Below are 24,242 nucleotides of genomic sequence, written 5' to 3' on the forward strand. Positions count from 1 at the left end.
GGACCCTCCTTGTAGGGTCGGACGTAGGGTCTGATCTTGAGGGATCCCGAATTCCCGGGGTCCCTCGACGTGAGCGTGCGAACCGAGCGGGGTGAGGTAGACATGGCGACCAAGGACACCGGCGGCGGACAGCAGAAGGCGACGCGCTCGACCGAGGAGGTCGAGGAGGCGGCGGTCGAGGAATCGACCGACCTCAAGGAGCGCCAGGAAAAGCTCTCCGACGACGTCGACTCCGTACTTGACGAAATCGATGATGTGCTCGAGGAGAACGCCGAGGACTTCGTGAGGTCCTTCGTTCAAAAGGGTGGCGAGTGACTTTGCCTTCGAATCGAAGGTGAAAGGCTCGGGGGAGGGTGAGTGTCCGAACCTGTGAAGCGGTGTCCTCGCTGTGGGGTCACGAAGGCGCGTGAGGCCTTCGCCGCCAACCGGGCTGCACGGGACGGCCTGCAGTGCTACTGCAGGCCGTGTGCGGCGGAATATCACCAGGAACGTCAGAAACTGAAAGGTAGGAATGTCCGCCCGCTGGTTAAGGTTCCGGTCGGGCATAAGCACTGTCGACGGTGCGGCGAGATCAAGCCTCATGCGGAATGGGACCGGAACAGGACAGCTTCCGACGGGTTGTCCACGCGTTGCAAAGCGTGTCGGGCGGTTGAGGGCCGAGCCCACTACCTCGCTCGTTCATACGGGATCACTGAGGCCGAGCGCGACGAGATCATCGCCGCCCAAGGCGGTGTCTGTTACGTCTGCCTCCGCGCTCCGGCAGTGCATGTGGATCACTGCCACTCGACGGGTAGGGTCCGTGGCGTACTGTGCCTGAACTGCAACGTAGGCATTGGACTCTTGAAGGACGATCCTGACCGCATGCGTCGGGCCGCCGAATACTTGGAGGGAACGCGTGGAAGCCAACACTCGTAGCACAGGGCGTCTACCGGCAGCCTTCCTGACGCCGGGGTCGTCGTCCTTCATGGACTTCCTGGGTGCGCACTCGCCCGAGATGCTGCCCGGCAACCGCAAGCTGCCGGAGGGGGTCGTCGAGGCGCCGCACGGGACGACGATCGTGGCCGCCACCTTCCCCGGCGGGGTGGTGCTCGCCGGTGACCGGCGCGCGACCATGGGGAACATGATCGCGCAGCGGGACATCGAGAAGGTGTTCCCTGCCGATGAGTACTCCGCCGTCGGTATCGCCGGTACGGCCGGCCTGGCCGTGGAGATGGTGAAGCTGTTCCAGCTGGAGCTGGAGCACTTCGAGAAGGTGGAGGGGACGACCCTTTCGCTCGAAGGCAAGGCGAACCGGCTGTCCACCATGATCCGGAGCAATCTGGGCATGGCCATGCAGGGGCTGGCCGTCGTGCCGCTGTTCGCGGGGTACGACGAGGCCAAGGAGAAGGGCCGGATCTTTTCCTACGACGTGACCGGCGGCCGCTCCGAGGAGCACGGCTACGCCGCCACGGGGTCGGGTTCGATCTTCGCCCGCGGTTCGATGAAGAAGCTCTTCCGCCCGGATCTGACGGAGGAGCAGGCCACCACGCTGGTCGTGCAGGCGCTGTACGACGCCGCCGACGACGACTCGGCGACGGGTGGGCCGGACCTGTACCGCCACATCTATCCGATCGTCACCGTCATCACGGACGAGGGATTCCGCAGGCTGACGGACGAGGAGTCGCAGGAGCTCGCCCGTACGGTCACCAACCGTCGTCTCGAGCAGCCCGACGGCCCGCGCGCCGCCCTGCTCTGACCATCCGTCTCCCTGTAGGAGCCCAGAAGAAAGGGACGGACAGCCGGTGTCGACTCCGTTCTATGTGTCACCCCAGCAGGCCATGGCCGACCGGGCGGAATACGCCCGGAAGGGCATCGCCCGCGGTCGCAGCCTTGTCGTGCTGCAGTACGCCGACGGCATCGTGTTCGTCGGCGAGAACCCGTCCCGTGCGCTGCACAAGTTCAGTGAGATCTACGACCGGATCGGCTTCGCGGCCGCCGGCAAGTACAACGAGTACGAGAACCTGCGGATCGGTGGTGTGCGGTACGCGGATCTGCGCGGCTACACCTACGACCGTGATGATGTGACGGCCCGTGGGCTGGCGAACGTGTACGCGCAGACGCTCGGCACGATCTTCTCCAGTGCCGGGGAGAAGCCGTACGAGGTGGAGCTGGTGGTGGCCGAGGTCGGTGCGACCGCGGCCGGGGACCAGATCTACCGCCTTCCGCATGACGGGTCGATCGTGGATGAGCACGGTTCGGTCGCGGTCGGCGGCAATGCCGAGCAGATCAGTACGTTCCTCGATCAGCGGCATCAGGACGGGATGACCCTGTCGGAGGCGCTGAAGCTGGCGGTGCAGGCGCTGTCCAGCCAGGCCAACGGTGCGGACAAGACGATTCCGGCGGAGCGGCTGGAGGTGGCGGTGCTGGACCGGACGCGATCGCAGCAGCGCAAGTTCAAGCGGATCCGGGGCCGGCAGCTGGCGCGGCTGCTGGAGGCGGACGTGACGGCGGCGGTCCAGGCCGATGCCGTGTCGAACGACGAGGCTCCGGAGGACGAGGCGGAGTAGTTCTGCCGGTTCGTGTGAGGCCCCGGTGCGCCCTGTGAGGGCGGGCCGGGGCTTCGTCGTGTTCGGCGGTCAGCGGCCGGCGGTCGGCGGTCAGCGGCCGGTGCCCGGGGCGGAGCCGGGGGCGGGGGCGGGGCCGGTGGAGTCGCGGACGACGAGTTCGACGGGGAGGTCGGGGGCGGTCCAGGGGGTGCCGTCGAGGACGGCGAGGAGGGCGCTCATGCCCTGTTCGCCGATGCGTTCGGCGGGGAGGTGGACCGTGGTGAGTTCGGGTTCGACGGCGGTGGCCAGGGCGAGGTCGTCGAAGCCGGTGACGGAGAGGTCGGCGGGGACGTGCAGGCCGAGGCGGCGGGCCGCCTTGCAGGCGCCGGCGGCGAGGATGTCGTCGTCGCAGACGACGGCGGTGGGCCGCTCTGCGGGGGCCGCGAGGGCGGCCTCCATGGCGGTGCGGGCGCCGTCCACGCTGAGGGGGGCGCGGACGGTGCGCAGTTCGGCGTGGGGGCCCAGGTGGGCGCGGAGGGCTTCGGCGCGGACGTGGAAGGTCCAGGTGTCGATGGCGGAGGCGAGGTGGAGGAAGCGCCGGTGGCCGAGGGCGAGGAGGTGTTCGGTGACCTGGCGCATGCCGTCGGTCATGGCGAGGTTGACGTGGGCGTCGGCGGTCGTGGCGGTGGGGTCGCTGTCGAGCATGACGAGGGGGAGGCCGTCGCCGCCGAGGGCGTCGAGGGCGTCGGCGGCCATGGAGGAGGCGATGACGCCGTCGAGGGCGGCGCGGGCGGAGGCGAAGGGGTTGCGGGCGGGGCCGGTGCCGTCGGGGGAGGGGTAGAGGACGAGGCCGAAGCCGTGTTCGGCGGCGATGCGGGCGGCGCCGGTGTAGACGCGGGCGAAGAATTCGTTGGTGAGGGCGGGGACGACGAGGAGGGCGGTGCGGGTGGTGCCGAGGCGGAGGTTGCGGGCGGCGAGGTTGGGGCGGTAGCCGATCCGGGCTGCGGTGTCGCGGACGTGGGTGGCGGTGCGCGGGGAGACGCGGCCGCGCCATTTGTCGCCGAGGACGAGGGAGACGGTGGCCTGGGAGACCCCGGCGGCGGTGGCCACGTCCCGGCTGGTGGGTCTCGTCACAGGGGCTCCTGGAGTGCGCGGTGGGTGGGGGTGAGGGGGGTCGGTCGGGTGGACCGGTGGGCTGTGGACATGGTACGTATGACGGGTCACGTTATACGTATTACCCCGGCGGGGTCCGGGCGGAAGGGGCGTCATGGCCGCGGGATACGCGCAGCTGCTCAGGACCCGGCATGCCGCGAGGCTGCTGGTGGGCACGCTCATAGGCCGGCTGCCCAATGCGACGGCGCCGATCGCGATCGTGCTGTTCGCGCGGGCCGAGGGCGGCAGCTACAGCCTGGCGGGGGCGCTGGCCGCCGCGTACGGGGTGGCGAACGCCGTGGGGCAGCCGCTGCTGGGGCGGGCCGTGGACCTGTACGGGCAGCCGCGGGTGCAGCTGCCGGCTGCGGTGGTTTCGGCGCTGGGCATGGTGTGGCTGACCGTGGCGGGTACCGCGCCGGTGGCGGCCGCGTATGCGGCGGTGGTCGTCGCGGGGCTGTTCACGCCGCCGCTGGAGGGCGGGCTGCGGGCCTTGTGGCCGGGCGTGCTGGGCGGCAGGCAGGAGCGGGTGCACGCGGCGTACGCGATGGACGCGGTGGCCCAGGAGGTCATGTTCACGGTCGGTCCGCTGCTGGTGACGCTGTTCGTGGCGCTGTGGTCCCCGGCGGGGGCGCTGCTGGCGCTGAATGCGATCGGGGTGCTCGGTGCGCTGTCGGTGGTGGTGAGCGGGCCTTCGCGCAGCTGGCGTTCGGCGCCGCGTGAGGCGCATTGGCTGGGGGCGTTGCGTTCGCGTGGTCTGGTGGCGCTGCTGGGTGGGTTCTTCTTCGTGGGGACGGCGCTGGGGTCGATCACCGTGGCGGGTGTGGCGTACGCGGACGATCACGGGAACCCGTCGGTGTACGGGTGGCTGATGGCGGCGCTGGGGCTGGGTGCGCTGATCGGCGGTGTGTCGTACGGGGCCCGTGAGTGGGCGGGTGCGCCGGAGCGGCGGCTGCGGGTGCTGGTGGCGCTGCTGGCCGTGTGCTATGTGCCGTTGATGCTGGTGCCCGGTCCGGTGGCGATGACGGTGCTGGCCGCGCTGGCGGGTGTGTTCCTGGCGCCGGCGCTGGCGTGTGCGTTCATCGTGGTGGACCGGCACGCGCCGGCGGGGACGGTGACGGAGGCGTTCTCGTGGCTGGTGACGTTCTTCGGGGTGGGCGCGGCGATCGGTACGGCGGCGGCGGGTCCGGCGGTGGAGCTGGGCGGTACGGCGGCGGGTTTCGGGGTGGCGGGCGTGGCGGGCGGCGCGGCGCTGCTGGTGCTGATGGTGACTCAGCGGGTGATGGCAACTGGGGGCGGCGGCCTGGTGGCGGGGCCGGCTGAGGGGTCGTCGGGTGAGGGCCGCGAGGCGGCGGCGGGGGTGCGGTCGGAGGGCTGATCCGGGGCCTGGTGGGCGGTCTGCTGCGGGGGTGTGGCGGGGCGGTCTTCGGAAACTGATCGAAATGGCGCTCTCGAACCCGGTTTCAGAAGAGGGCGGGAGGCGTAATGTTCAGTCATGGACCGCCGCATTTTCGGGCTGGAGAACGAGTACGGCGTCACGTGCACGTTCAGGGGACAGCGCCGACTGTCACCTGACGAAGTGGCGCGCTACCTCTTCCGCCGTGTTGTGTCATGGGGCCGCAGCAGCAATGTCTTCCTGCGGAACGGTGCCCGTCTGTACCTTGACGTGGGTTCGCATCCGGAATATGCAACTCCCGAATGTGACAACGTGACCGAGCTGGTCACGCACGACAAGGCCGGCGAGCGCATTCTCGAAGGCCTGCTCGTCGACGCCGAACGCCGCCTGCACGAGGAGGGAATCGCGGGCGACGTCTATCTGTTCAAGAACAACACCGACTCGGCGGGCAACTCGTACGGCTGCCACGAGAACTACCTGGTGGCCCGGCACGGGGAATTCTCCCGCCTGGCGGACATTCTCATTCCCTTCCTCGTCACGCGGCAGCTGATCTGCGGTGCGGGCAAGGTGCTCCAGACCCCTCGGGGCGCGGTGTACTGCGTGAGTCAGCGGGCCGAGCACATCTGGGAGGGCGTCAGTTCCGCGACGACGCGTTCGCGGCCGATCATCAACACGCGGGACGAGCCGCACGCGGACGCGGAGCGCTACCGCCGGCTGCACGTGATCGTGGGCGACTCGAACATGTCCGAGACGACCATGCTGCTCAAGGTGGGGGCCACCGACCTGGTGCTGCGCATGATCGAGGCGGGCACGGTGATGCGGGACCTGACGCTGGAGAACCCGATCCGGGCGATCCGGGAGGTCAGTCACGACATCACGGGTCAGCGCAAGGTGCGTCTGGCGAGCGGGCGGGAGGCCTCGGCGCTGGAGATCCAGCGGGAGTACTACGACAAGGCGGTGGACTTCGCCGAGCGGCGGGGGATCCGTACCGGCGTGGTGGACCAGGTGCTGGAGCTGTGGGGCCGGACGCTCGACGCGATCGAGGCGGAGGACCTGGACCGGATCGGGACCGAGATCGACTGGGTCATGAAGTACCAGCTGATCGAGCGGTACCGGGGCAAGCACAACATGACGATGTCGAATCCGCGGGTGGCTCAGATAGACCTCGCCTACCACGACATCCACCGCCGGCGCGGGCTGTACTACCTGCTGGAGCGCAAGGGGCAGGCGGCGCGGATCTGCAACGACCTGAAGATCTTCGAGGGCAAGTCGGTGCCTCCGCAGACGACGCGGGCGCGGCTGCGCGGTGACTTCATCCGGCGGGCGCAGGAGCAGCGGCGGGACTTCACGGTGGACTGGGTGCACCTGAAGCTGAACGATCAGGCGCAGCGGACGGTGCTGTGCAAGGACCCGTTCCGGTCGGTGGACGACCGGGTGGAGAAGCTGATCGCCGGCATGTGAGTGCGCGGTGTGACATAGCGCCGATCTTGGGCAGGGCCCCGTACGGTCTCGTACGGGGCCCTGCGCACGGCTTAGAGTGGCGGGCGACCGCCTTGCCGTCTGAGATCTGAGGAACACGTGCGCCGACTTGCCGGCCTGCTTGTCGTACCCCTTCTGCTGCTGTCGACAGCAGCGTGTGGCGACAGCGGCTCCGACTCCGCCCAGATGAAGAACGGGGTGCCCGCGATCACGAAGGGTGCCAAGTTCGGGGAGACGCCCACCCTGTCCAAGGGGAAGGGTGCGCCGCCCAAGGAACTGAAGGTGGAGACCGTCAGCGAGGGCGACGGCCCGGCGCTGAAGAAGGGCGACATCGCCCAGGTCAACTACCTCGGCCAGGTGTGGGACGGCAAGGAGCCGTTCGACGCCAGCTTCGGCAAGGGCAAGCCGTTCGACGTGACGATCGGCGCGGGCATGGTCATCAAGGGCTGGGACCAGGGCCTGGAGGGCCAGAAGGTCGGCAGCCGCGTCGAGCTGGTCATTCCGCCGGCGCTCGGTTACGGCGAGCAGGGCTCGGGCGACAAGATCAAGCCCAACGCCACGCTGGTCTTCGTCGTGGACATCGTCAAGGGCACCTCCGTCCCGGCCTCGGCCACGGGCAAGGAGGTCGCCCAGGACAACAAGGACCTGCCCAAGGTGGGTACGAACACCGACGGCAAGGAAGTCTCGGTGACCGTGCCGAAGGACACCGCCGAGCCGTCCAAGCTGGTGTCGAACTACGTCCTCGAGGGCGACGGCGCCGTGGTGAAGGACACCGACAACGTCGTGGTCAAGTTCAACGGCAAGACGTGGAAGGACGACAAGACCTTCGAGAGCACGTACACCACCGATACGACGGTCACCTGGCCGATGGAGCAGCTGTCCGTCAAGGGTCTGAAGGAAGGCCTCCTCGGCAAGAAGGTCGGCAGCCGGATCCTGCTGGTGATCCCGCCGGACCTGGCGTTCGGCGACAAGGAGCAGGGGACGATCCCGGCCAAGTCGACGCTGGTCTTCAGCCTCGACATCCTCGCGGTGATGTAAGACTGTTCCGGTTGGGCCCCCGTTCGTACGTATGAGGAGCAGTTCCGTGAGCGACAAGCTCGAGAAGCCCGAGATCGACTTCTACGAGGGCGGCGTTCCGGCCGACCTGGTGATCAAGGAGATCTGGGAGGGCGACGGTCCCGAGGCCAAGGCCGGGGACTTCGTCAAGGTCCACTACGTGGGTGTCGCCCTGTCCACGGGTGAGGAGTTCGACGCCTCCTGGAACCGCGGGGCTCCGCTGGACTTCAAGCTGGGCGCCGGTCAGGTCATCACGGGCTGGGACCGGGGCATCCAGGGCATGAAGGTCGGCGGCCGCCGCCAGCTGGTCATCCCCGCGCACCTCGCCTACGGCGACCGCGGCGCGGGCGGCGGTGTGATCGCCCCGGGCGAGACGCTGATCTTCGTCTGCGACCTGATCGCCGTCTGATCCCCAGGACGCGCGCACCCGAGGGCCCCCGCCGTGAGGCGGGGGCCCTCGCTTTTGTCGGGGACCGCCGGGGCGGTACGGTCAGCGGTCACGAGTGTGTGTCGAGAACGGGGGAACGGCGTCGATGGCGATTGCCAAGGCCGAGCGGCTGATGAATCTGGCGCTGTGCCTCCTGGGCACCCGACGGCCGCTCAGCAAGCGCGAGTTGCGCGGTTCCATCGAGGCCTACCTGGAAGCCGGCAACGACGAGGCCTTCAACCGTATGTTCGAGCGGGACAAGGACGACCTGCGGGAACTCGGCCTGGTCATCGAGACGGTGGAGAACCTGGAGGGCGAGACCGGTTACCTCGCCCGCCGCGACAGCAACCGGCTGCCCCCCGTCTCGCTGGACGCCGAGGAGGCCGCGGCGCTGGGCCTGGCGGCCAAGGTGTGGCAGCAGGCGCGCCTGGCGGGGGCCGCGAACGGTGCCCTGCAGAAGCTGCGCGCCGGGGGGATGCCCGAGGCGGGGGACCCGTACGCGGGCCAGCACAGTGCCATCGAGCCGCGCATCCCGGTCCACGAGGCGGCCTTCGAGCCGCTGATGCTGGCCTGCCGGGACCGCCGGCCGGTGGTCTTCGACTACCGCAAGTCCACCGCCGCCACGCCCGCCACCCGGCAGGTGGAGCCCTGGGCGCTGGAGTGCTGGCGCGGCCACTGGTACCTGGCCGGCTTCGACCGCGACCGCGGGGCGGAGCGGGTGTTCCGGCTCTCCCGGATCATCGGGAAGGTGCGCTCGCGTGCGGGCAGGTACACCGCCGAGGTGCCGGACGTGGTGACCGTGCGGGAGACCGTGGCGAGCTGGGCCGGGGAGAGCGCGGAGCGCTCCGCGCTGATCCGGCTGCGTGCCGGGGCGGGCTACCCGCTGCGGGCCAAGGCCACCGCCGTGCGCGAGGGCGGGGACGGCTGGGACGAGCTGGAGATCCCGTACGGGCACGGGCTGGACGCCTGGCTCGTGGAGTTCGGCCCGGACGTGGTGGTCGTGGAGCCCGCCGATCTGCGGGCGGACGTGGTGGACCGGCTGCGCGCCGTCGCCCAGGGCTGACCCGAACACCTGTAGCTACGCCCTGAGGGGGAGACGTACCAGCATGGCTGCCAACGCCATCGACCAGACCCGCCGGATGCTGTCCCTGGTGACGTATCTGCGCGAACGCCCGGGCGCGCACGTCGCCGACGTCGCGCGGGCCTTCGGGATCACCGAGGACGAGCTGATCTCGGACCTCGACGTGCTGCCCATGTGCGGGACCAGCTTCCGCGGCGGGGACCTGCTCGACATCGACACCGACGGCGAGCGGATCTGGTGGCACAACGCCGACGCGTCGGGGGAGTCCACCGCCGAGCCGCTGCGGCTGGCCGCCGACGAGGCGACCGCGCTGCTGGTCGCCGCCCGGGCGGTGGCGACCCTGCCGGGGCTGCGGGAGGGCGACCGGGACGCGCTGTTGCGGGCCACCGCCAAGCTGGAGGCCGCGGCGGGCGAGGTCGCCGGCGCCAGTTCCCGGCTGTCGGTGACCTTCGAGTCGGAGGGCGGGGTGTTCGCGGACGTCGACCGGGCCATCGCGGAGCGGCGCCGGCTGTGGCTGCGGTACTACTCCCCGGCGCGCGACGAGCTCACCGAGCGCAAGGTCGACCCGATCCGGCTGTTCGCGGTCGGGCACACGTACATGGAGGGGTGGTGCCACCTCTCCGAGGCGCGGCGCACCTTCCGCCTCGACCGGGTGGCGGAGATCCGGCTGCTGGACGAGCGGGCCGAGCCGCCCGCCATCGAGCCGCGTGACCTGTCCGAGGGGCTGGTCCAGCCGGCCGCCGAGGATCCGGAGGTGGTCGTGGAGGTGGGGCCCGGCGGACGCTGGGTCGCCGAGTACTACCCGCACGACAGCGCCGAGGAGCTGGCCGGGGGCGGCTTGCGGATCACGCTGCGCAGCCCGGATCCGGCCTCGCTGCGCAGGCTCGCGCTGCGGCTGGGCCGCGAGGGGCGGATCGTGGCCCCCGCGGAGCTGGCGGAAAGTGCGCGCAGCGCGGCCCGGGAGGCTCTGGCGGGGTACGGGGAACAGGTCTGAGGGTCTGAGGGTCTGAGGGGAGCAGCGGTCGATGTCACCTATGTCGGGTACGCCAGTTTCGTCAGCTTCATCGGTTCCATCGGTTCCATCGGTTTCGCCGGTTCACTCGGGGTCCGTCTCGTTCAAGGCGGCCTGTCCCGACTGCGGCGCCCGCTTCGAGCTGGACGCGGGCGCCCTGCGGCTGGTCATCGGCGGCAGCCGGCGGACCACCTTCTACTCCTTCACCTGCCCGGAGTGCGGGCAGTCGGTCCGCAAGCCCGCGGGGGAGCGCATCGTGGAACTGCTGACCGGCGGAGGCGTGAGCACCCTGCGGAGCGTGTGAGGCGCCCGGTGGCCTAGGCTCGTCCCATGCTGTGGCCGATGTTCGCAATTGCCCTGGGCTTCCTCGGGATCGCCGTCCTCGCCGTGCCGGCGGTACGGGTCTTCGCGGAGGTCCGCCGACTGTCCCGGCAGGTCGCGGCGGCCAGCCGCCGCATCGCGGAGGCCTCGGAGGACCTCGAGCGGGCCGCGGCCGATCTCGCCCGGGCGGGTCGCGGCGTGCGGTCCTGAAGCGGGACGAACCCGTGTGACCGGACCGTGAACGACGGGCCGGTGCGCAAGCGGGGGTACCCCGGGGGATTGCCGGGCGTTAACCCCCGGGGGTTACGATCCTTGCCTGAGCGGTTACCGGATCCGTGTCCGAACCGTCCACAGCCACCACAACCAGCCGTTTCGGTGAGAAGGAAGACACACATGATCGGCAATCTGAAGCCCCTTGAGATCCTTCTGATCATCGCTGTCATCGTGCTGCTGTTCGGCGCCAAGAAGCTCCCCGAAATGGCCCGTTCCCTCGGCAAGTCGGCCCGCATCCTCAAGAGCGAGGCCAAGGCCATGAAGAAGGACGGCGAAGCGGAGGACGCGGCCGCCGCCCCGGCCGCCGACCAGGCTCCGCAGCAGCCCGTCGCCCCGCGCACCATCCAGGCCGCGCCCGGTGACGTCACCAGCTCCCGGCCCGTCAACGAGCCGAACCGCACCACCCAGGGCTGACCGGAGCCGGACACGCCAGTCATCTGCAACGAGACAAGGGACGTGGGTTGCTCAAGTCTGCCCGCAAGCAGGAGAAACAAGGACGACAGGCCAAGGACGCCGAAGGGCGGATGCCTCTCGTCGAGCACCTGCGTGAGCTGAGAAACCGTCTGCTGAAGTCGGTCCTTGCGATCCTCGTGATCACCATCGTGGCGGCCTTCTTCTACAAGGACCTCATCGACTTCATGCTCAAGCCGATGCTGGACTCCGTCGGCTGCACCGACGGGGTGGTCTCGCAGCGCAACGGCCGGCCCTGCGCCGACATGACCGTGAACGGTCTGATCGCACCGTTCTCGATCGCCCTGAAGGTCTCCCTCACCGCCGGTGTGGTGCTGTCCGCGCCGGTGTGGCTCTTCCAGCTGTGGGCGTTCACCGCCCCCGGCCTGCACAGCCACGAGAAGAAGTACGCGATGAGCTTCGTCGCGGTCGGTGCCCCGCTGTTCGGCGCCGGAGCCGTGCTCGCGTACAAGGTCCTGCCGCAGACCGCGACGATCCTGCTCGACTTCACCCCCGAGCACGCGCGCAACCTGCTCCCGGTCGACGACTACCTCGACCTGGTCACGCGCATGGTGGTCGTCTTCGGCCTGGCCTTCGAGCTGCCGCTGCTGCTGATCCTGCTGAACTTCACCGGTGTGCTGACGGCGAAGCGGCTGGCGAGCTGGTGGCGCGCCATGGTCCTGGGCATCACGGTCTTCTCCGCCTTCGCGACGCCCACCGGCGACCCGCTCACCATGCTGTCGCTGGCCGCCCCGATCGTGGCCCTCTACTTCATCGCGCTCGCCATCTGCCTGGTCAACGACCGCAGGCGCAAGCTGCGCGACCCCGACGCGGGTCTCGACGACGACGAGGCCTCCCAGCTGGACCTCACCCCGGCGCCGATCGGCGAGATGGACGCGGTCCCGGCCCCCGCCGCGCTGCCCGGCCAGTCGGACGGCGGCCGTCAGAGGATCAACGGTTACGACGACGCGACCTGACGAGCACGCCCCCAGCCACCGTCGCGAGGTGCCCCCGCGGGGCGTGAGCTCTGAGATCACGCTCTTCGTCAATCCCACCGCGGGACGCGGCCGGGGCGCGCACGCCGCGCAGCCGACCGCTTCCGCGTTGCGGGCCGCCGGCTTCTGCGTGCGGACCGTCGTCGGCACCGACGCCCCGGACGCCCTGGCCCGGCTGCGCGCCGCCGTCCGCGAGGGCACCGGTGCGGTGATCGCGGTCGGAGGCGACGGGATGGTCTCGCTGGCCCTGCAGGCGCTGGCCGGGACACAGGTGCCGCTCGGGGTGGTCGCCGTGGGCACCGGGAACGACTTCGCGCGGGCGCTGGGGCTGCCCGTGCGGGAGCCCGAGCGGGCCGGGAGGCTGGCCGCCGGGGCCATCGAGGAGGGGCGGATCCGGGACATCGACCTCGGCCGGGTCGGCGACACCTGGTACGGGACCGTGCTGTGCTCCGGCTTCGACTCGAAGGTCAACGACCGCGGCAACCGGATGCGGCTGCCCGCGGGCCGGTTCAGGTACGACCTGGCGATGATCGCCGAGCTGGCCGCCTTCCGCCCGTTCCCGTACCGGATCACCCTCGACGACGGCCCGGTCATCGAGACCGAGGCCACGCTGGTGGCGGTGGGCAACGGCTCCTCCTACGGCGGCGGCATGCGCATCTGCGCGGACGCCGTCCCGGACGACGGGCTCTTCGACGTCACGGTGGTCGCAGACTGCAGCCGGGCCACCCTGCTCACGGTGTTCCCGCAGGTCTACAAGGGGACGCACCTGAGCCACCCGAAGGTGACCGTCCACCGGGCCCGCACGATCACCCTGGAGGCGCCCGGGCTCACCGCCTACGCCGACGGGGAGCCGGTCGGGCCGCTTCCGGTGACCGCCGCGTGCGTCCCCGGAGCCCTGAGGCTCCTCACATAAATGATCGGGACTGTTGTCAGGGGTGACGGGTAGGCTCGATCCCAAGATGACCGAAGAACTCTCACCCGCCGAGCGGTACGCCGCTGCCCGGATCCGCGCCGCCGAAGAAGCCACCGCGCTGGCCCCCTTCCGCGAGATGTACGCATTCGACCTGGATCCGTACCAGGTCGAGGCCTGTAAGGCACTGGAGGCGGGCAAGGGCGTCCTGGTGGCCGCCCCGACCGGCTCGGGCAAGACGATCGTCGGCGAGTTCGCCGTGCACCTGGCGCTCCAGCAGGGCCGCAAGTGCTTCTACACGACGCCCATCAAGGCCCTGTCGAACCAGAAGTACGCCGACCTCGTCAAGCGCTACGGCGTCGAGAAGGTGGGCCTGCTCACCGGCGACAACAGCGTCAACTCCGAGGCGCCGGTCATCGTGATGACCACCGAGGTGCTCCGCAACATGCTGTACGCGGGCTCCCAGTCGCTGCGCGGCCTGGGCTACGTGGTGATGGACGAGGTGCACTACCTCTCCGACCGGTTCCGCGGGGCCGTCTGGGAAGAGGTGATCATCCACCTCCCCGAGTCCGTTACCCTGGTGTCACTGTCGGCGACCGTGTCCAACGCCGAGGAGTTCGGTGACTGGCTGGACACCGTGCGCGGCGACACCGAGGTGATCGTCTCCGAGGAGCGGCCCGTACCGCTGTGGCAGCACGTCATGGCCGGCCGCAGGATCTTCGACCTCTTCGAGGAGGAGTCCGACCACGGAGGCCGCGGCTCCGCCCGCCGCGAGGTCAATCCCGACCTGCTGCGCATGGCGCGCGAGGAGAACACCCGCACCTACAGCCCCAAGGACCGGCGGCGCGGCAAGATGGTCCGCGAGGCCGACCGCGAGCGCGAGCGGCGCTCCCGCGGCCGGATCTGGACCCCCTCCCGGCCCGAGGTCATCGCCCGCCTCGACGGGGACGGGCTGCTGCCCGCCATCAACTTCATCTTCAGCCGGGCCGGCTGCGAGGCCGCCGTCCAGCAGTGCCTGTACGCGGGCCTGCGGCTCAACGACGACTCCGCACGCCTGCGGGTCCGCGAGATCGTCGAGGCGCGCACCGCCTCCATCCCCACCGAGGACCTGCACGTCCTGGGCTACTACGAATGGCTCGAAGGCCTGGAGCGGGGCATCGCCGCGCACCACGCGGGCATGCTGCCCACCTTCAAGGAGGTCGTGGAGGAGCTCTTCGTACGGGGCCTGGTCAAGGCCGTCTTCGCCACCGAGACCCTGGCGCTGGGCATCAACATGCCCGCGCGCACGGTCATCCTGGAGAAGCTGGTCAAGTGGAACGGCGAGCAGCACGCCGACATCACCCCCGGCGAGTACACGCAGCTGACCGGCCGGGCCGGGCGGCGCGGCATCGACATCGAGGGCCACGCGGTGGTGCTGTGGCAGCGGGGCATGGACCCGGCGGCGCTCGCGGGGCTCGCGGGTACCCGTACGTACCCGCTGCGCTCCAGCTTCAAGCCCTCCTACAACATGGCCGTGAACCTGGTCAGCCAGTTCGGGCGGCACCGCTCGCGCGAGCTGCTCGAGACCTCCTTCGCGCAGTTCCAGGCCGACCGCTCGGTGGTCGGGATCTCCCGCCAGGTGCAGCGCAACGAGGAGGGCCTGGAGGGCTACCGGGAGGGCATGACCTGCCACCTGGGCGACTTCGAGGAGTACGCGCAGCTGCGCCGGGACCTCAAGGACCGGGAGACCGAGCTGGCCAAGCAGGGCGCCGCGCAGCGCCGGGTGCAGGCGGCCAGCTCGCTGGAGAAGCTCAAGCCGGGCGACATCATCCACGTGCCGACGGGCAAGTTCGCCGGGCTCGCGCTGGTCCTGGACCCGGGCGTGCCGGCCGGACGGGTCAACGGGCACCGCGGGTACGAGTACCCCGAGGGCCCGCGTCCGCTGGTGCTCACCGCCGAGCGGCAGGTCAAGCGGCTCGCCGCGATCGACTTCCCGGTCCCGGTGGAGGCCCTGGACCGGATGCGGATCCCCAAGACCTTCAACGCGCGCTCCCCGCAGTCCCGTCGGGACCTGGCGTCCCAGCTGCGCTCCAAGGCCGGGCACATCACGCCGGAACGGCGGGGGCGCGGCCGGGCCGCGGCGGCCGACGACCGCGAGATCGCCCGGCTGCGGGCGGCCCTGCGGGCGCACCCGTGCCACGGCTGCGACGAGCGCGAGGACCACGCCCGCTGGGCGGAGCGCTACCACCGGCTCAAGCGGGACACGGTGCAGCTGGAGCGGCGGATCGAGGGCCGGACGAACACCATCGCCCGCACCTTCGACCGGATCCACGCGCTGCTGACCGAGCTGGACTACCTGCGCGAGGACGAGGTCACCGTGCACGGCAAGCGGCTCGCCCGGCTGTACGGAGAGCTGGACCTGCTGGCCTCCGAGTGCCTGCGCGCGGGCATCTGGGAGGGCCTGAGCCCGGCCGAACTGGCCGCCTGCGTCTCGGCGCTGGTCTTCGAGGCGCGGCAGGCCGACGACGCGGTCGCGCCGAAGGTGCCGGGCGGGGCGGCGAAGGTCGCGCTGGGCGAGATGGTCCACATCTGGGGCCGGCTCGACGCCCTGGAGGAGGAGCACCGCATCAACCAGGCGGAGGGCGTGGGCCAGCGCGAGCCGGACCTCGGCTTCGCGTGGGCGGCCTACCAGTGGGCTTCGGACAAGAGCCTGGACGAGGTGCTGCGCGAGGCGGAGATGCCCGCCGGCGACTTCGTGCGCTGGTGCAAGCAGGTCATCGACGTCCTCGGGCAGGTCGCGGCCGCGGCTCCGTCCGCCTCGGGTGACAGCGGGAGCACGGTGGCCCGCAACGCCCGCAAGGCCGTCGACGCGCTGTTGCGGGGCGTAGTGGCCTACAGCTCGGTCGGCTAGGGGCTTTCGGGGCTTCCCGTCGTGGGGGTCGGCGCCGCCGGGTCGTCGTCCGCGGTCGGGCCCGGGCCCGCTTCCCAGGCCGCGCGGTCGTGCCAGGCCTGGAGGGTGCGGCCGCTCTCGAAGCGGTGGCCGGCGCCGGTGACGGGGTCGGTGAACTCCAGTACGCGGGCCAGGAGTTGCAGCGGGCGGCGGTAGTCGTCCGGGGCCGGGTCGGTGACCCGCGGATACACCGGATCGCCGAGGATGGGCAGGCCGAGCGCGTTCATGTGCACCCGCAGCTGGTGGGTGCGGCCGGTGTGCGGGGTCAGCCGGTAGCGGCCCAGGCGGCCGCGGGTGGCGGTGAGCTCGATCAGGCTCTCGGCGTTCGGTTCGCCGTCCGGGACCTCGACCGCCGCGATGACCCCGCGCGTCTTCTCGATCCGGCTGCGGACCGTGCGGGGGAAGCCCAGCGCCGGATCGTGGGCCGCGAGGGCCTCGTACTCCTTGTGGACCTCGCGGCGCTGGAACAGGAGCTGGTAGGCGCCGCGGTCCTCGGGACGGATGCTGAACATGACCAGCCCCGCGGTCAGCCGGTCCAGCCGGTGGACCGGGCTGAGCTCCGGCAGGTCCAGTTCCTCGCGGAGCCGGGCCAGGGCGGTCTGCGTGACGTGGCTGCCGCGGGGGGTGGTCGCCAGGAAGTGCGGCTTGTCCACGACCAGCAGGTGCCGGTCACGGTGCACGACGCGCAGCGCGAAGGGCACGGCCGGCTCGGGCTCCATGTCCCGGTGGAACCACAGGTACCCGCCGGGTTCGTACGGGTCCCGTGCGCGCAGGACCCGCCCGCCGGGGCCGAGGACCCGGCCGGAGTCCAGCAGGTGCCGGACGCCATCCGCGCCGCGGGTACCCGCGTAACGCGCGGTCAGGTAGGCGCCGAGGTCGGGCCACTTCCCCTCGGGGTCGGCGGGCAGCCGCAGGCGCACCGGGTCGATTCCGGCGCGCTGGGGGAGGGGCGAGGGCGGCACCTGGGCTTTTCGTCTCATCGGGGACAGGCTATGCGCGCGGGGTGAGCTGCCCTACTGCTGGGTGAAGGTGCCCAGGTGGTTGGCGTCGAGGTACTCGACGCGGAAGGTGCCGTCGGTGAAGAACACCCCGGTGCGGCCGATCGCGTTCTCGCCCCTCGTCTCGAAGCTGAAGGTGTCGCCGTCGTAGTGCGTGAGCGGATAGCGCTGGGGTTTCGGGCCGAGGGAGAGGGTGAGTGCGCCGTTGTCGTCGGCGGTGACGGTTGCCTTGCCGTAGTAGGGGTTGTCGTAGGTGCCGGTGTACGCGGCGCTGTCCTGGGCCGGCTTGGCTCCGGAGGGCGGGCGGGCGTAGTCGGTGGGGGAGCGGCCCACGTTGAGCTCCTGCTCGTACAGGCCCGAGATCAGGGGGAGCCAGTCGGTGGTGGCCTTGCCGTGCTCGGCGAAGTCGAAGAAGTTCAGGGCCACGGTGTCGGCGACGCCGACCGGCGCTCCGTTGGTGAGGACGACGATGCCGAGCTTCTCCAGCGGGAGCATGGTGACGTTGGTGTTGGCGCCGAGCTCGAATCCGCCGGAGTGGCTCAGGCGAAGCCGGCCCGCGCCGTCGTAGGAGACGTTCCAGCCCAGGCCGTAGAAGCCGGTGCGGTTCGCGGGCGGGGCGGGCGGCTGCGACAGGATCTGCGGGAAGTGGGTGGCGGCGAGGGTTTCGGCCGGGATGATGCGCTTCCCGTCGAGGGTGCCGTCGGCGAGCTGGAGCCGCAGCCAGCGGGACATGTCGCGGGCGGTGGAGCTCACCCCGCCGGCCGGCGCCTGGGCGTCGGGGTTGCGGACGAAGCGGGGGCTCCAGGTGCCGTCCGGGTTCTCCACGTGGGTGGCGGCGCGGTTCGGGGCCCGCTCGAATGCGGAGAACTCGGTGCTGGTGCTGGTCATCCCGGCGGGCTTGAACAGGACGTCCTCGGAGAGCTTCTGCCAGCTGGCGCCCTTGGCGCGGGCCACGCCCTCGGCGGCGGCGGTGAGGCCGAAGTTGGTGTAGGCGTAGCTCCCGCGGAACGGGGTGAGGGGCTCGAAGCGGAGGTGGTCCAGGATGTACGCCTGGTCGTAGCCGAGGTCTTCGAGGAGGTCGCCCGCGTGGTCGGGCAGGCCGCTGCGGTGGGAGAACAGGTCGGCGGTCGTCACGTGACCGGAGACCCAGGGGTCCTTCAGGGAGAACCCGGGCAGGGCGGTGTGACGGCCCCATTCGCCGGGCTCGGTGAGGGCGCCGGCCACGACCGTGGACGAGATCGGCTTGGAGACGGAGGCGACCTGGAAGACCGTGTCCGGGTCGACCTTCGCGGTCTCGCCGGTCCGGCGCAGGCCGTAACCCTTGAGGTGGACGACCTCGTCGTCGTGGACGACGGCCACGGAGATGCCGGGGACGCCGGTGCGGCGCATCAGGTCCTCGACGGTCCGGTCGAGGCGGGCCACTGCCTTGCCGACTGCGTCGTCGCTGATCAGGGGCTTGGGCGGGGGTGGCGGGCTGGGGGCGGCAGGGGCCGCCGGGGCGGCCAGGAGTGCTGCGGCGGCGGCCGCCGTCGCCGCCGTCGCCGATGCCGCTGCGCGGAGCGTACGCATGAGCTCATTGTCCCGCCGGGCGGGCGGCGGCGCGCGGGCTGGCTCCGCCCGGGCGTCGGGTGCGGCGCCGTTGCCGGGGCTCCGCTCCGGACCCGCGCCTCAAACGCCGGCGGGGCTGGGTGTGGCGTCCCCGCGGCTAGGCGGCCGTGGCGTGGTCCTGTTCGGCTTCCACCGCGGCGTTCCAGTCGCGCTTGATCGCTCGCCAGCCCTCGTCCGTTTCGCCCAGGCGCCAGTAGCCCGAGATCGACAGGCGCTCGCGGGCGATGCCGCGTTCCAGGCGGAGGTGGCGGCGGAGGTCCTTCACGAAGCCCGCTTCGCCGTGGACGAAGGCGTGGACGTCCGTCGAGGGGAACTCCAGCGCGGTGACCGCCTCCACCAGCGCCTCGCCGATCGGGCGCGCGCCGCGGTGCAGCCAGACCGGGGCCACCCCGTCCGGGGTGGCGATGTTCTGCTCGTCCGCCGGGCCCTGGACCTCCACGAAGGCGTGGACCCGCGCACCCGCCGGCATCCGCTCCATCGCCGCCGCGATCGCCGGCAGCGCGCTCTCGTCGCCGACCAGCAGGTGCCAGTCGGCCGCCGGGTCCGGGGCGTAGGCACCGCCCGGGCCGAGGAACCGGACGGCCTCACCCGGCTGGACCCGCGCCGCCCAGGGGCCGGCCAGGCCCTCGTCGCCGTGGACGACGAAGTCCAGCGCCAGCTCGCGGCGCCCCGCGTTCCAGCTCCGTACGGTGTAGGCGCGCTGGCGCGGCCACTGCGCCCGGGGGAAGTGGGCGCGGATCTGCTCCAGGTCCCACGGTTCGGGGTACGCGACGCCCTGCGGGGGGAAGAGGATCTTGACGTAGTGGTCGGTGAACTCGCCCGCGCCGAATCCGGCCAGCCCGTCACCGCCCAGCACGATGCGCACCATGTGCGGCGTCAGCCGCTCGGTGCGTACGACGACGGCGGTGCCGACGGTGCGGGCGCGTCCTTCTGCCACGGTGTCTCCCCTGACTCCCCTGAAACAACTTAGGATTACCTAAGTTAGCACCTCAAGGTCGCAGTGCGCTGCTGAGACGCGACACGGCTCCACCCAGACCCCACCTGCGGGTGAGGGCGTCGACCAGCTCCGGCTGCGCCGGGGCCGTCGGCAGGGCCGGGTCGAAGGACGGGAGCGGGACGTCGGCGGCCACCTGGACCACCTTCGGGGCCACGGCCAGGTAGGCGCGGGACTCGTCCAGACGCTTGCGCTGGGTGGGCGTCAGCTTCGACTTCGGGTCGTCGACCGCCGCGATGATCCCGGCGAGCGAGCCGTAGGCGTCGAGGAGCTTCGCCGCCGTCTTCTCGCCGATGCCGGGGACGCCGGGCAGGCCGTCGCTCGGGTCCCCGCGCAGCAGCGCCAGGTCCGCGTACCCGGGGCCGTCCACCCCGTACTTCTCGCGCAGCCACGCCTCGTCCGTCACCTGGAGGCTGCCCACGCCCTTCAGCGGGTAGAGCACCCGGCGCTGCCGGGCGTCGTCCACCAGCTGGTAGAGGTCCCGGTCGCCGGTGACGATGTCCACCGGACCCGTGGCGCGGGCCGTGAGGGTGCCGATCACGTCGTCCGCCTCGTAACCGGCCACGCCCACCCGGGCGATCCCGAAGGCGTCCAGGGCCGTCTCGATGATCGGGACCTGCGGCGCCAGCGTGTCGGGGGTCTCCTCCACGTCCGGTCCGGTCTCGTTCTCCACCGCGACCCGGTGGGCCTTGTACGAAGGGATCAGCTCCACCCGCCAGTGCGGCCGCCAGTCGGCGTCCATGCAGGCCACGAGGTCGTCCGGGCGGTGGTCCTGGACCAGTCGGCCGATGAAGTCGAGCAGTCCGCGCACGGCGTTGACCGGGGTGCCGTCGGGGGCCTTCACGGAGTCCGGGACGCCGAAGTAGGCCCGGTAGTAGAGGGAGGCGGTGTCCAGGAGCATCAGGCGTCGTGTCGTCACGCAGACGATGATGCCGCAACGCCGTCGACGCGCCGCCGGGCGGCCACGGACAGTGAGCGGTCCGGTACGGGAACACCCGTGCACGCGAAACACGGGGCGGTTGCTGCGTAAGGTGCTTACAGCACACCGATGTGCGACGGACAAGGGGAGGGCAGCCCCGAAATGAACGACAGGGACGGCACGGACGACCTGGACGACAAGAGCCCCGAGGGCACGGCGATGGACAAGGACAAGGAAAAGGACGGCAAGGAGCCGCTCCGGGTGGGCGTGGCGGTGCGCAAGCGGCGCCGCGCGCTCCAACTGACCCTTGCCGCCGTGTCGGCGCGCAGCGGGCTGTCGGTCCCGTTCCTGAGCCAGATAGAGAACGAGCGGGCCCGGCCGAGCATGCGGTCCCTGGAACGGGTCGCCGACGCGCTGGAGACCACGGCCGTCGAGCTGCTCGCCGCGTCCGACACCGCGCGCACGGTGGACCTCGTACGGGCCGGTGACCCGTCCGGGCTCACGCCCGTGCCGGGGGTACGGCCGCTCGTGCGCGGGCACCACCAGCTGCACGCCCTGGAGTTCACCGGGGACCAGGACGCCGGGCGCGAGTACCAGCACCGCAACGACGAGCTGATGTACGTGGTCGAGGGAGCCTGCCAGGTGGAGGCGGAGGGGCGGGCCTACCGGCTGGAGAGCGGCGACGCGCTGTTCCTGTCGGGAGGCGTGCGGCACCGCTGGCGGGCCGTCACCGAGGACACCCGGATCCTGGTGGTGGCGGTGGGCGACCACATCCACGCGACGTCCGAGCCGCCGTCGCCGGGGCGCTGAGGGCGTGCGGCGGGTCGTCTCGCTGGTGCCGTCCCTGACCGAGGCGGTGGCCGTCAGCCGGCCCGGGCTGCTGGTCGGGGCCACGGACTGGTGCACCCACCCCGGGGACCTCGGGGGCGCGGTGCGGATCGGCGGGACGAAGAACCCCGACGTGCGCCGGATCGCGGAGCTGCGCCCGGACCTGGTGATCGCCAACGAGGAGGAGAACCGGCCCGCGGACCTGGCGGCGCTGCGGGCGGCCGGTGTGGAGGTATTGGTCACCGAGGTACGGGACCTCCCGCAGGCGCTGCGGGAGCTGGACCGGCTGCTGGTGGGGGTGCTGGGGCTGGCGAGGCCGGGGTGGCTGGCGGACGCCGAGGCCGCGTGGGCCCGGGTGGAACCGGCCGCCGACCGGAAGGCCTTCGTACCGGTGTGGCGGCGGCCGTGGATGGTGCTCGGCCGCGACACCTTCGCGGGGGACCTCCTCGCCCGGCTCGGCGTGCGCAACGTCTACGCGGGCCACCCGGAGCGGTATCCGCGGGTTGCGGTGGAGGAGCTCGCGGCCGCGGGCTGCGATCTGGTGGTGCTTCCCGACGAGCCCTACCGCTTCACCGCGCAGGACGGCCCGGAGGCCTTCCCCGCACTGCCCGCCGCGCTGGTCAGCGGCCGCCACCTCACCTGGTACGGCCCCTCGCTCGCCGAGGCCCCGGCCGTGCTGGCCGGGGCCCTGCGGGAGCTGCGAGAGCCGAAGGAAGCGGGGGACTAGGCGGCGAGGAGGCGGCCGGTGCGCAGGCCGCGCAGGGTGTGGGCGGCGGCGAGCAGCCAGGCGGTCAGCAGGGCGAGGAAGAGGGCCGCGGCGAGCCAGGCGAAGGCGGTCAGGCCGGTGTGGCGGGCCAGGCCGGCGGCGCCGGTGACGCAGGTGCCGACGGGGAAGGTCAGGGCCCACCAGGTCATCGCGAAGCCCATGCCGTGACGGGCGGCCCGCACCAGCATGGCCGAGGCCAGGGCCAGCCACAGCAGGGCGAAGCCCATCACGGGGACCCCGTAGACGACCGCGAAGGCGGCGAGCGCACCGGCGTAGGGGGCGCCGATCGACTGGGGGGCCAGGTCGGCGAGCTGGTTCACGGCGGTGGTGGACTGGCCGAGGGGGCCCAGGACCAGGAAGAGCGTGGGGGTCAGGGCCAGGGGGAGGGGGCCGCCCACGATCAGCCGGCCGAAGACCAGGGGGAGCATCAGCAGGACGGCCAGCAGGCTGATGCCGAACATGGCGTAGCAGGCGAGCAGCATGGTCTCGCGGGGCTGGCCCGCGGGCAGGTGGGGGATCAGCAGGGGGCCGAGGGCGGCGGAGACCATGGGGGCGACCAGGGGGAGCAGCCAGACGGGGGTGGCCTGCCCGGCCTCCACCTTGTGGCGCACCACCATCAGGTAGGGCACCACCACGGCCATGACCAGGCCGATCGCGGTGCCGGCGGTGAACAGCACGGCGTCCACGGCCACCGCGGCGCCGGTCCCGATCAGGTCCTTGCCGACGATGAGGGTTCCGCCGCCGACGGCCAGCAGCGCCATCGAGAGGCAGCCGTAGAAGGGGGCGACGGCCGGGTCGAGGAGATGGGCGCGGGCCTGGTCGGGGTGGTGGAGCCAGTGGCCGGCGCGGGCGGTGAGCAGCACCACCAGTGCGACGGCGGACAGCGCCCAGACGAGCTGGCAGGCCACGCGCTGGCCGGGGAGCTGGTAGGGCAGGGTGGCGCCGGCGTTCGCGACGATCGCCGTGCCCATGATCGAGGCGTACCAGTTGGGTCCGAGCTGCCGCAGCGCCTTGTGGGCGCGGGGGGCGGCTTCGGGGGTGGTGACGGTGGTGCGGGGTCGCACGAGGGTGGTGGCCATGGACCCAGCGTCGTCCCTGGTGGGAGGGGGCGGCAGAGGTCTCCCGCCTATAAGGCCATAAACTGATGTTATGGGTAACGAGGAGTGGGTTCCGCTGGCGCACCGGGTGCCGGACCTGGGGGCGCTGGAGCTGCTGCTCGCGGTCGCGCGCGTGGGCAGCCTGAGCGGTGCGGCCCGGCGGCTGGGGATCACCCAGCCCGCGGCGAGCAGCCGGATCCGGGCGATGGAGGCGCGGCTCGGGGTGGCGCTGGTGGACCGCTCGCCCAGGGGGTCGACGCTGACGGCGGAAGGCGCGCTGGTCACGGACTGGGCCCGGCGGGTGGTGGAGGCGGCAGAGGCGTTCGACGCGGGCGCGCAGGCGTTGCGGGGCCGGCGGGACTCGCGGCTGCGGGTGGCCGCCAGCATGACGATCGCGGAGTACCTGCTGCCGGGGTGGCTGATCGCGCTGCGCGGGCAGCGGCCGGACACGGCGGTGTCGCTGCACGCCGGGAACTCGGCGGTGGTCGCGCAGCGGGTCCTGGCGCACGAGGCGGACCTCGGCTTCGTGGAGGGGCTGACGGTCCCGGAGGGCCTGGACTCGGCGGTGATCGCGCAGGACCGGCTGGTGGTGGCGGTGGCGCCGGGCCATGCGTGGGCGCGGCGCTCGAAGGGGGTGGAGGTGGCGGAGCTGGCGGCGGCCCCGCTGATCCTGCGGGAGCGGGGGTCGGGGACGCGGCAGGTGCTGGACGCGGCGCTGGCCTCGGCCGGGGGAGGAGGGCGCGGGCTGGCGGCGCCGCTGCTGGAACTGGCGTCGACCACGGCCGTGAAGGCGGCGGCGCTGAGCGGGGCGGGGCCGTGCGTGCTGTCGGAGCTGGCGCTGGGGGACGAGCTGGCGGCGCGGCGGCTGGTGGAGGTGCCGGTGGCGGGGGCTGCGCTGGGGCGCGCCTTGCGGGCGGTATGGCCCGCGGGGGCCCGTCCGGCGGGCCCGGCGCGCGACCTGCTGTCGCTGACGCGGCGCCGGGCCTAGCGGGGGGCCGCCTGGCAGGTGCGGCGCCGCTGCCCGGGGCC

General features: G+C 71.8%; 25 protein-coding genes. 19 read left to right on the forward strand and 6 right to left on the reverse strand.

Annotated features, from left to right (window positions below):
• Nucleotides 1-102 precede the first annotated feature (102 nt).
• From AB0D44_RS28550 to prcA, 4 genes are read left to right on the forward strand one after another with little or no spacing between them, the layout of a single operon-like run.
• Entirely contained in the window at nucleotides 103-315 is a 213-nt protein-coding gene (locus tag AB0D44_RS28550; protein ID WP_030233608.1) for a ubiquitin-like protein Pup, read from the forward strand.
• Between the two features lie 54 nt (nucleotides 316-369).
• On the forward strand, nucleotides 370-915 hold the full coding sequence (locus AB0D44_RS28555) for an endonuclease VII domain-containing protein (protein ID WP_362596150.1): 546 nt from the start codon (nucleotides 370-372) through the stop codon (nucleotides 913-915).
• Nucleotides 896-1,735, forward strand: coding sequence for a proteasome subunit beta (prcB, locus tag AB0D44_RS28560; protein ID WP_362596110.1), 840 nt, complete (start codon nucleotides 896-898; stop codon nucleotides 1,733-1,735). Before AB0D44_RS28555 ends, prcB begins: the two co-directional genes overlap by 20 nt.
• 46 nt (nucleotides 1,736-1,781) lie before the next feature.
• Entirely contained in the window at nucleotides 1,782-2,546 is a 765-nt protein-coding gene (prcA, locus tag AB0D44_RS28565) for a proteasome subunit alpha (RefSeq protein ID WP_362596112.1), read from the forward strand.
• Between the two features lie 90 nt (nucleotides 2,547-2,636).
• On the opposite strand, the gene AB0D44_RS28570 is transcribed toward prcA, so the two are convergent.
• Entirely contained in the window at nucleotides 2,637-3,659 is a 1,023-nt protein-coding gene (locus AB0D44_RS28570) for a LacI family DNA-binding transcriptional regulator (RefSeq protein WP_362596114.1), read from the reverse strand.
• Between the two features lie 133 nt (nucleotides 3,660-3,792).
• On the opposite strand from AB0D44_RS28570, the gene AB0D44_RS28575 reads away from it, so the two are divergent.
• The 12 genes from AB0D44_RS28575 to AB0D44_RS28630 all read left to right on the forward strand — a co-directional run bounded on the left by AB0D44_RS28575 (nucleotide 3,793) and on the right by AB0D44_RS28630 (nucleotide 15,964).
• Nucleotides 3,793-5,052 (forward strand): MFS transporter, encoded by a 1,260-nt coding sequence (locus AB0D44_RS28575; protein ID WP_362596116.1) that lies wholly within the window; start codon nucleotides 3,793-3,795, stop codon nucleotides 5,050-5,052.
• 117 nt (nucleotides 5,053-5,169) lie between these two features.
• Complete coding sequence (pafA, locus tag AB0D44_RS28580; RefSeq protein ID WP_030655944.1) at nucleotides 5,170-6,531, forward strand: Pup--protein ligase; 1,362 nt, start codon at nucleotides 5,170-5,172, stop codon at nucleotides 6,529-6,531.
• A gap of 117 nt (nucleotides 6,532-6,648) precedes the next feature.
• Nucleotides 6,649-7,587 carry an FKBP-type peptidyl-prolyl cis-trans isomerase gene (locus AB0D44_RS28585; protein WP_362596118.1) on the forward strand — a complete coding sequence of 313 codons (939 nt, stop codon included), beginning with the start codon at nucleotides 6,649-6,651 and terminating at the stop codon, nucleotides 7,585-7,587.
• A 31-nt stretch (nucleotides 7,588-7,618) separates the two neighbouring features.
• Complete coding sequence (locus AB0D44_RS28590; RefSeq protein ID WP_362596120.1) at nucleotides 7,619-8,014, forward strand: FKBP-type peptidyl-prolyl cis-trans isomerase; 396 nt, start codon at nucleotides 7,619-7,621, stop codon at nucleotides 8,012-8,014.
• A gap of 124 nt (nucleotides 8,015-8,138) precedes the next feature.
• The gene (locus AB0D44_RS28595; RefSeq protein ID WP_362596122.1) at nucleotides 8,139-9,095 is read left to right on the forward strand and encodes a WYL domain-containing protein; all 957 of its coding nucleotides are present in this window, start codon (nucleotides 8,139-8,141) and stop codon (nucleotides 9,093-9,095) included.
• Between the two features lie 43 nt (nucleotides 9,096-9,138).
• A complete protein-coding gene (locus AB0D44_RS28600; RefSeq protein ID WP_362596124.1) occupies nucleotides 9,139-10,107 on the forward strand; it encodes a WYL domain-containing protein in 969 nt (322 codons plus the stop codon).
• A gap of 31 nt (nucleotides 10,108-10,138) precedes the next feature.
• Nucleotides 10,139-10,429, forward strand: a complete 291-nt coding sequence (locus AB0D44_RS28605) for a hypothetical protein (protein WP_362596126.1) — start codon at nucleotides 10,139-10,141, stop codon at nucleotides 10,427-10,429.
• 26 nt (nucleotides 10,430-10,455) lie between these two features.
• A complete protein-coding gene (locus AB0D44_RS28610; protein WP_362596128.1) occupies nucleotides 10,456-10,656 on the forward strand; it encodes a hypothetical protein in 201 nt (66 codons plus the stop codon).
• Between the two features lie 183 nt (nucleotides 10,657-10,839).
• Nucleotides 10,840-11,133: a Sec-independent protein translocase subunit TatA gene (gene tatA / locus AB0D44_RS28615; protein WP_362596130.1), complete on the forward strand. Its 294-nt coding sequence runs from the start codon at nucleotides 10,840-10,842 to the stop codon at nucleotides 11,131-11,133.
• A gap of 47 nt (nucleotides 11,134-11,180) precedes the next feature.
• Complete coding sequence (gene tatC, locus AB0D44_RS28620) at nucleotides 11,181-12,146, forward strand: twin-arginine translocase subunit TatC (RefSeq protein WP_362596132.1); 966 nt, start codon at nucleotides 11,181-11,183, stop codon at nucleotides 12,144-12,146.
• Between the two features lie 43 nt (nucleotides 12,147-12,189).
• Nucleotides 12,190-13,077: a diacylglycerol kinase gene (locus AB0D44_RS28625; RefSeq protein WP_362596134.1), complete on the forward strand. Its 888-nt coding sequence runs from the start codon at nucleotides 12,190-12,192 to the stop codon at nucleotides 13,075-13,077.
• 46 nt (nucleotides 13,078-13,123) lie between these two features.
• Complete coding sequence (locus AB0D44_RS28630) at nucleotides 13,124-15,964, forward strand: DEAD/DEAH box helicase (RefSeq protein ID WP_362596136.1); 2,841 nt, start codon at nucleotides 13,124-13,126, stop codon at nucleotides 15,962-15,964.
• Here AB0D44_RS28630 and AB0D44_RS28635 read toward each other — a convergent pair.
• The 4 genes from AB0D44_RS28635 to AB0D44_RS28650 form a co-directional block, all read right to left on the reverse strand.
• A complete protein-coding gene (locus AB0D44_RS28635) occupies nucleotides 15,961-16,983 on the reverse strand; it encodes an RluA family pseudouridine synthase (protein WP_362596137.1) in 1,023 nt (340 codons plus the stop codon). The two genes, AB0D44_RS28630 and AB0D44_RS28635, sit on opposite strands and share 4 nt — an antisense overlap.
• Nucleotides 16,984-17,016: 33 nt before the next feature.
• Nucleotides 17,017-18,570, reverse strand: a complete 1,554-nt coding sequence (locus AB0D44_RS28640) for a serine hydrolase (protein WP_362596139.1) — start codon at nucleotides 18,568-18,570, stop codon at nucleotides 17,017-17,019.
• Nucleotides 18,571-18,706: 136 nt separating this feature from the next.
• On the reverse strand, nucleotides 18,707-19,546 hold the full coding sequence (locus AB0D44_RS28645; protein WP_362596141.1) for a siderophore-interacting protein: 840 nt from the start codon (nucleotides 19,544-19,546) through the stop codon (nucleotides 18,707-18,709).
• A gap of 52 nt (nucleotides 19,547-19,598) precedes the next feature.
• Nucleotides 19,599-20,504: a 5'-3' exonuclease gene (locus tag AB0D44_RS28650; protein ID WP_362596152.1), complete on the reverse strand. Its 906-nt coding sequence runs from the start codon at nucleotides 20,502-20,504 to the stop codon at nucleotides 19,599-19,601.
• Nucleotides 20,505-20,741: 237 nt separating this feature from the next.
• Between AB0D44_RS28650 and AB0D44_RS28655 the strand changes: the two genes are divergently transcribed.
• Nucleotides 20,742-21,332 carry an XRE family transcriptional regulator gene (locus AB0D44_RS28655; protein ID WP_362596154.1) on the forward strand — a complete coding sequence of 197 codons (591 nt, stop codon included), beginning with the start codon at nucleotides 20,742-20,744 and terminating at the stop codon, nucleotides 21,330-21,332.
• 4 nt (nucleotides 21,333-21,336) lie between these two features.
• Nucleotides 21,337-22,077: a helical backbone metal receptor gene (locus tag AB0D44_RS28660; RefSeq protein ID WP_362596143.1), complete on the forward strand. Its 741-nt coding sequence runs from the start codon at nucleotides 21,337-21,339 to the stop codon at nucleotides 22,075-22,077.
• Here AB0D44_RS28660 and AB0D44_RS28665 read toward each other — a convergent pair.
• The gene (locus tag AB0D44_RS28665) at nucleotides 22,074-23,195 is read right to left on the reverse strand and encodes a TDT family transporter (protein ID WP_362596145.1); all 1,122 of its coding nucleotides are present in this window, start codon (nucleotides 23,193-23,195) and stop codon (nucleotides 22,074-22,076) included. The genes AB0D44_RS28660 and AB0D44_RS28665 overlap by 4 nt on opposite strands.
• A 70-nt stretch (nucleotides 23,196-23,265) precedes the next feature.
• Between AB0D44_RS28665 and AB0D44_RS28670 the strand changes: the two genes are divergently transcribed.
• Nucleotides 23,266-24,201 carry a LysR family transcriptional regulator gene (locus AB0D44_RS28670; RefSeq protein ID WP_362596146.1) on the forward strand — a complete coding sequence of 312 codons (936 nt, stop codon included), beginning with the start codon at nucleotides 23,266-23,268 and terminating at the stop codon, nucleotides 24,199-24,201.
• Nucleotides 24,202-24,242: the final 41 nt, after the last annotated feature.

The organism is Streptomyces sp. NPDC048349 (genome assembly GCF_040651925.1).
Lineage (GTDB): Bacteria > Actinomycetota > Actinomycetes > Streptomycetales > Streptomycetaceae > Streptomyces.

Bases quoted from the DNA above. Each gene is read 5' to 3' on its own strand.
- AB0D44_RS28635 (WP_362596137.1), bottom strand. From the start codon at position 16,983: ATGAGACGAAAAGCCCAGGTGCCGCCCTCGCCCCTCCCCCAGCGCGCC.
- AB0D44_RS28650 (WP_362596152.1), bottom strand. From the start codon at position 20,504: ATGCTCCTGGACACCGCCTCCCTCTACTACCGGGCCTACTTCGGCGTC.
- AB0D44_RS28595 (WP_362596122.1), top strand. From the start codon at position 8,139: ATGGCGATTGCCAAGGCCGAGCGGCTGATGAATCTGGCGCTGTGCCTC.
- pafA (WP_030655944.1), top strand. From the start codon at position 5,170: ATGGACCGCCGCATTTTCGGGCTGGAGAACGAGTACGGCGTCACGTGC.
- AB0D44_RS28630 (WP_362596136.1), top strand. From the start codon at position 13,124: ATGACCGAAGAACTCTCACCCGCCGAGCGGTACGCCGCTGCCCGGATC.
- AB0D44_RS28550 (WP_030233608.1), top strand. From the start codon at position 103: ATGGCGACCAAGGACACCGGCGGCGGACAGCAGAAGGCGACGCGCTCG.
- AB0D44_RS28640 (WP_362596139.1), bottom strand. From the start codon at position 18,570: ATGCGTACGCTCCGCGCAGCGGCATCGGCGACGGCGGCGACGGCGGCC.
- AB0D44_RS28605 (WP_362596126.1), top strand. From the start codon at position 10,139: ATGTCACCTATGTCGGGTACGCCAGTTTCGTCAGCTTCATCGGTTCCA.
- AB0D44_RS28670 (WP_362596146.1), top strand. From the start codon at position 23,266: ATGGGTAACGAGGAGTGGGTTCCGCTGGCGCACCGGGTGCCGGACCTG.
- AB0D44_RS28590 (WP_362596120.1), top strand. From the start codon at position 7,619: ATGAGGAGCAGTTCCGTGAGCGACAAGCTCGAGAAGCCCGAGATCGAC.
- tatA (WP_362596130.1), top strand. From the start codon at position 10,840: ATGATCGGCAATCTGAAGCCCCTTGAGATCCTTCTGATCATCGCTGTC.
- AB0D44_RS28665 (WP_362596145.1), bottom strand. From the start codon at position 23,195: ATGGCCACCACCCTCGTGCGACCCCGCACCACCGTCACCACCCCCGAA.
- AB0D44_RS28575 (WP_362596116.1), top strand. From the start codon at position 3,793: ATGGCCGCGGGATACGCGCAGCTGCTCAGGACCCGGCATGCCGCGAGG.
- AB0D44_RS28655 (WP_362596154.1), top strand. From the start codon at position 20,742: ATGGACAAGGACAAGGAAAAGGACGGCAAGGAGCCGCTCCGGGTGGGC.
- AB0D44_RS28610 (WP_362596128.1), top strand. From the start codon at position 10,456: ATGCTGTGGCCGATGTTCGCAATTGCCCTGGGCTTCCTCGGGATCGCC.
- AB0D44_RS28600 (WP_362596124.1), top strand. From the start codon at position 9,139: ATGGCTGCCAACGCCATCGACCAGACCCGCCGGATGCTGTCCCTGGTG.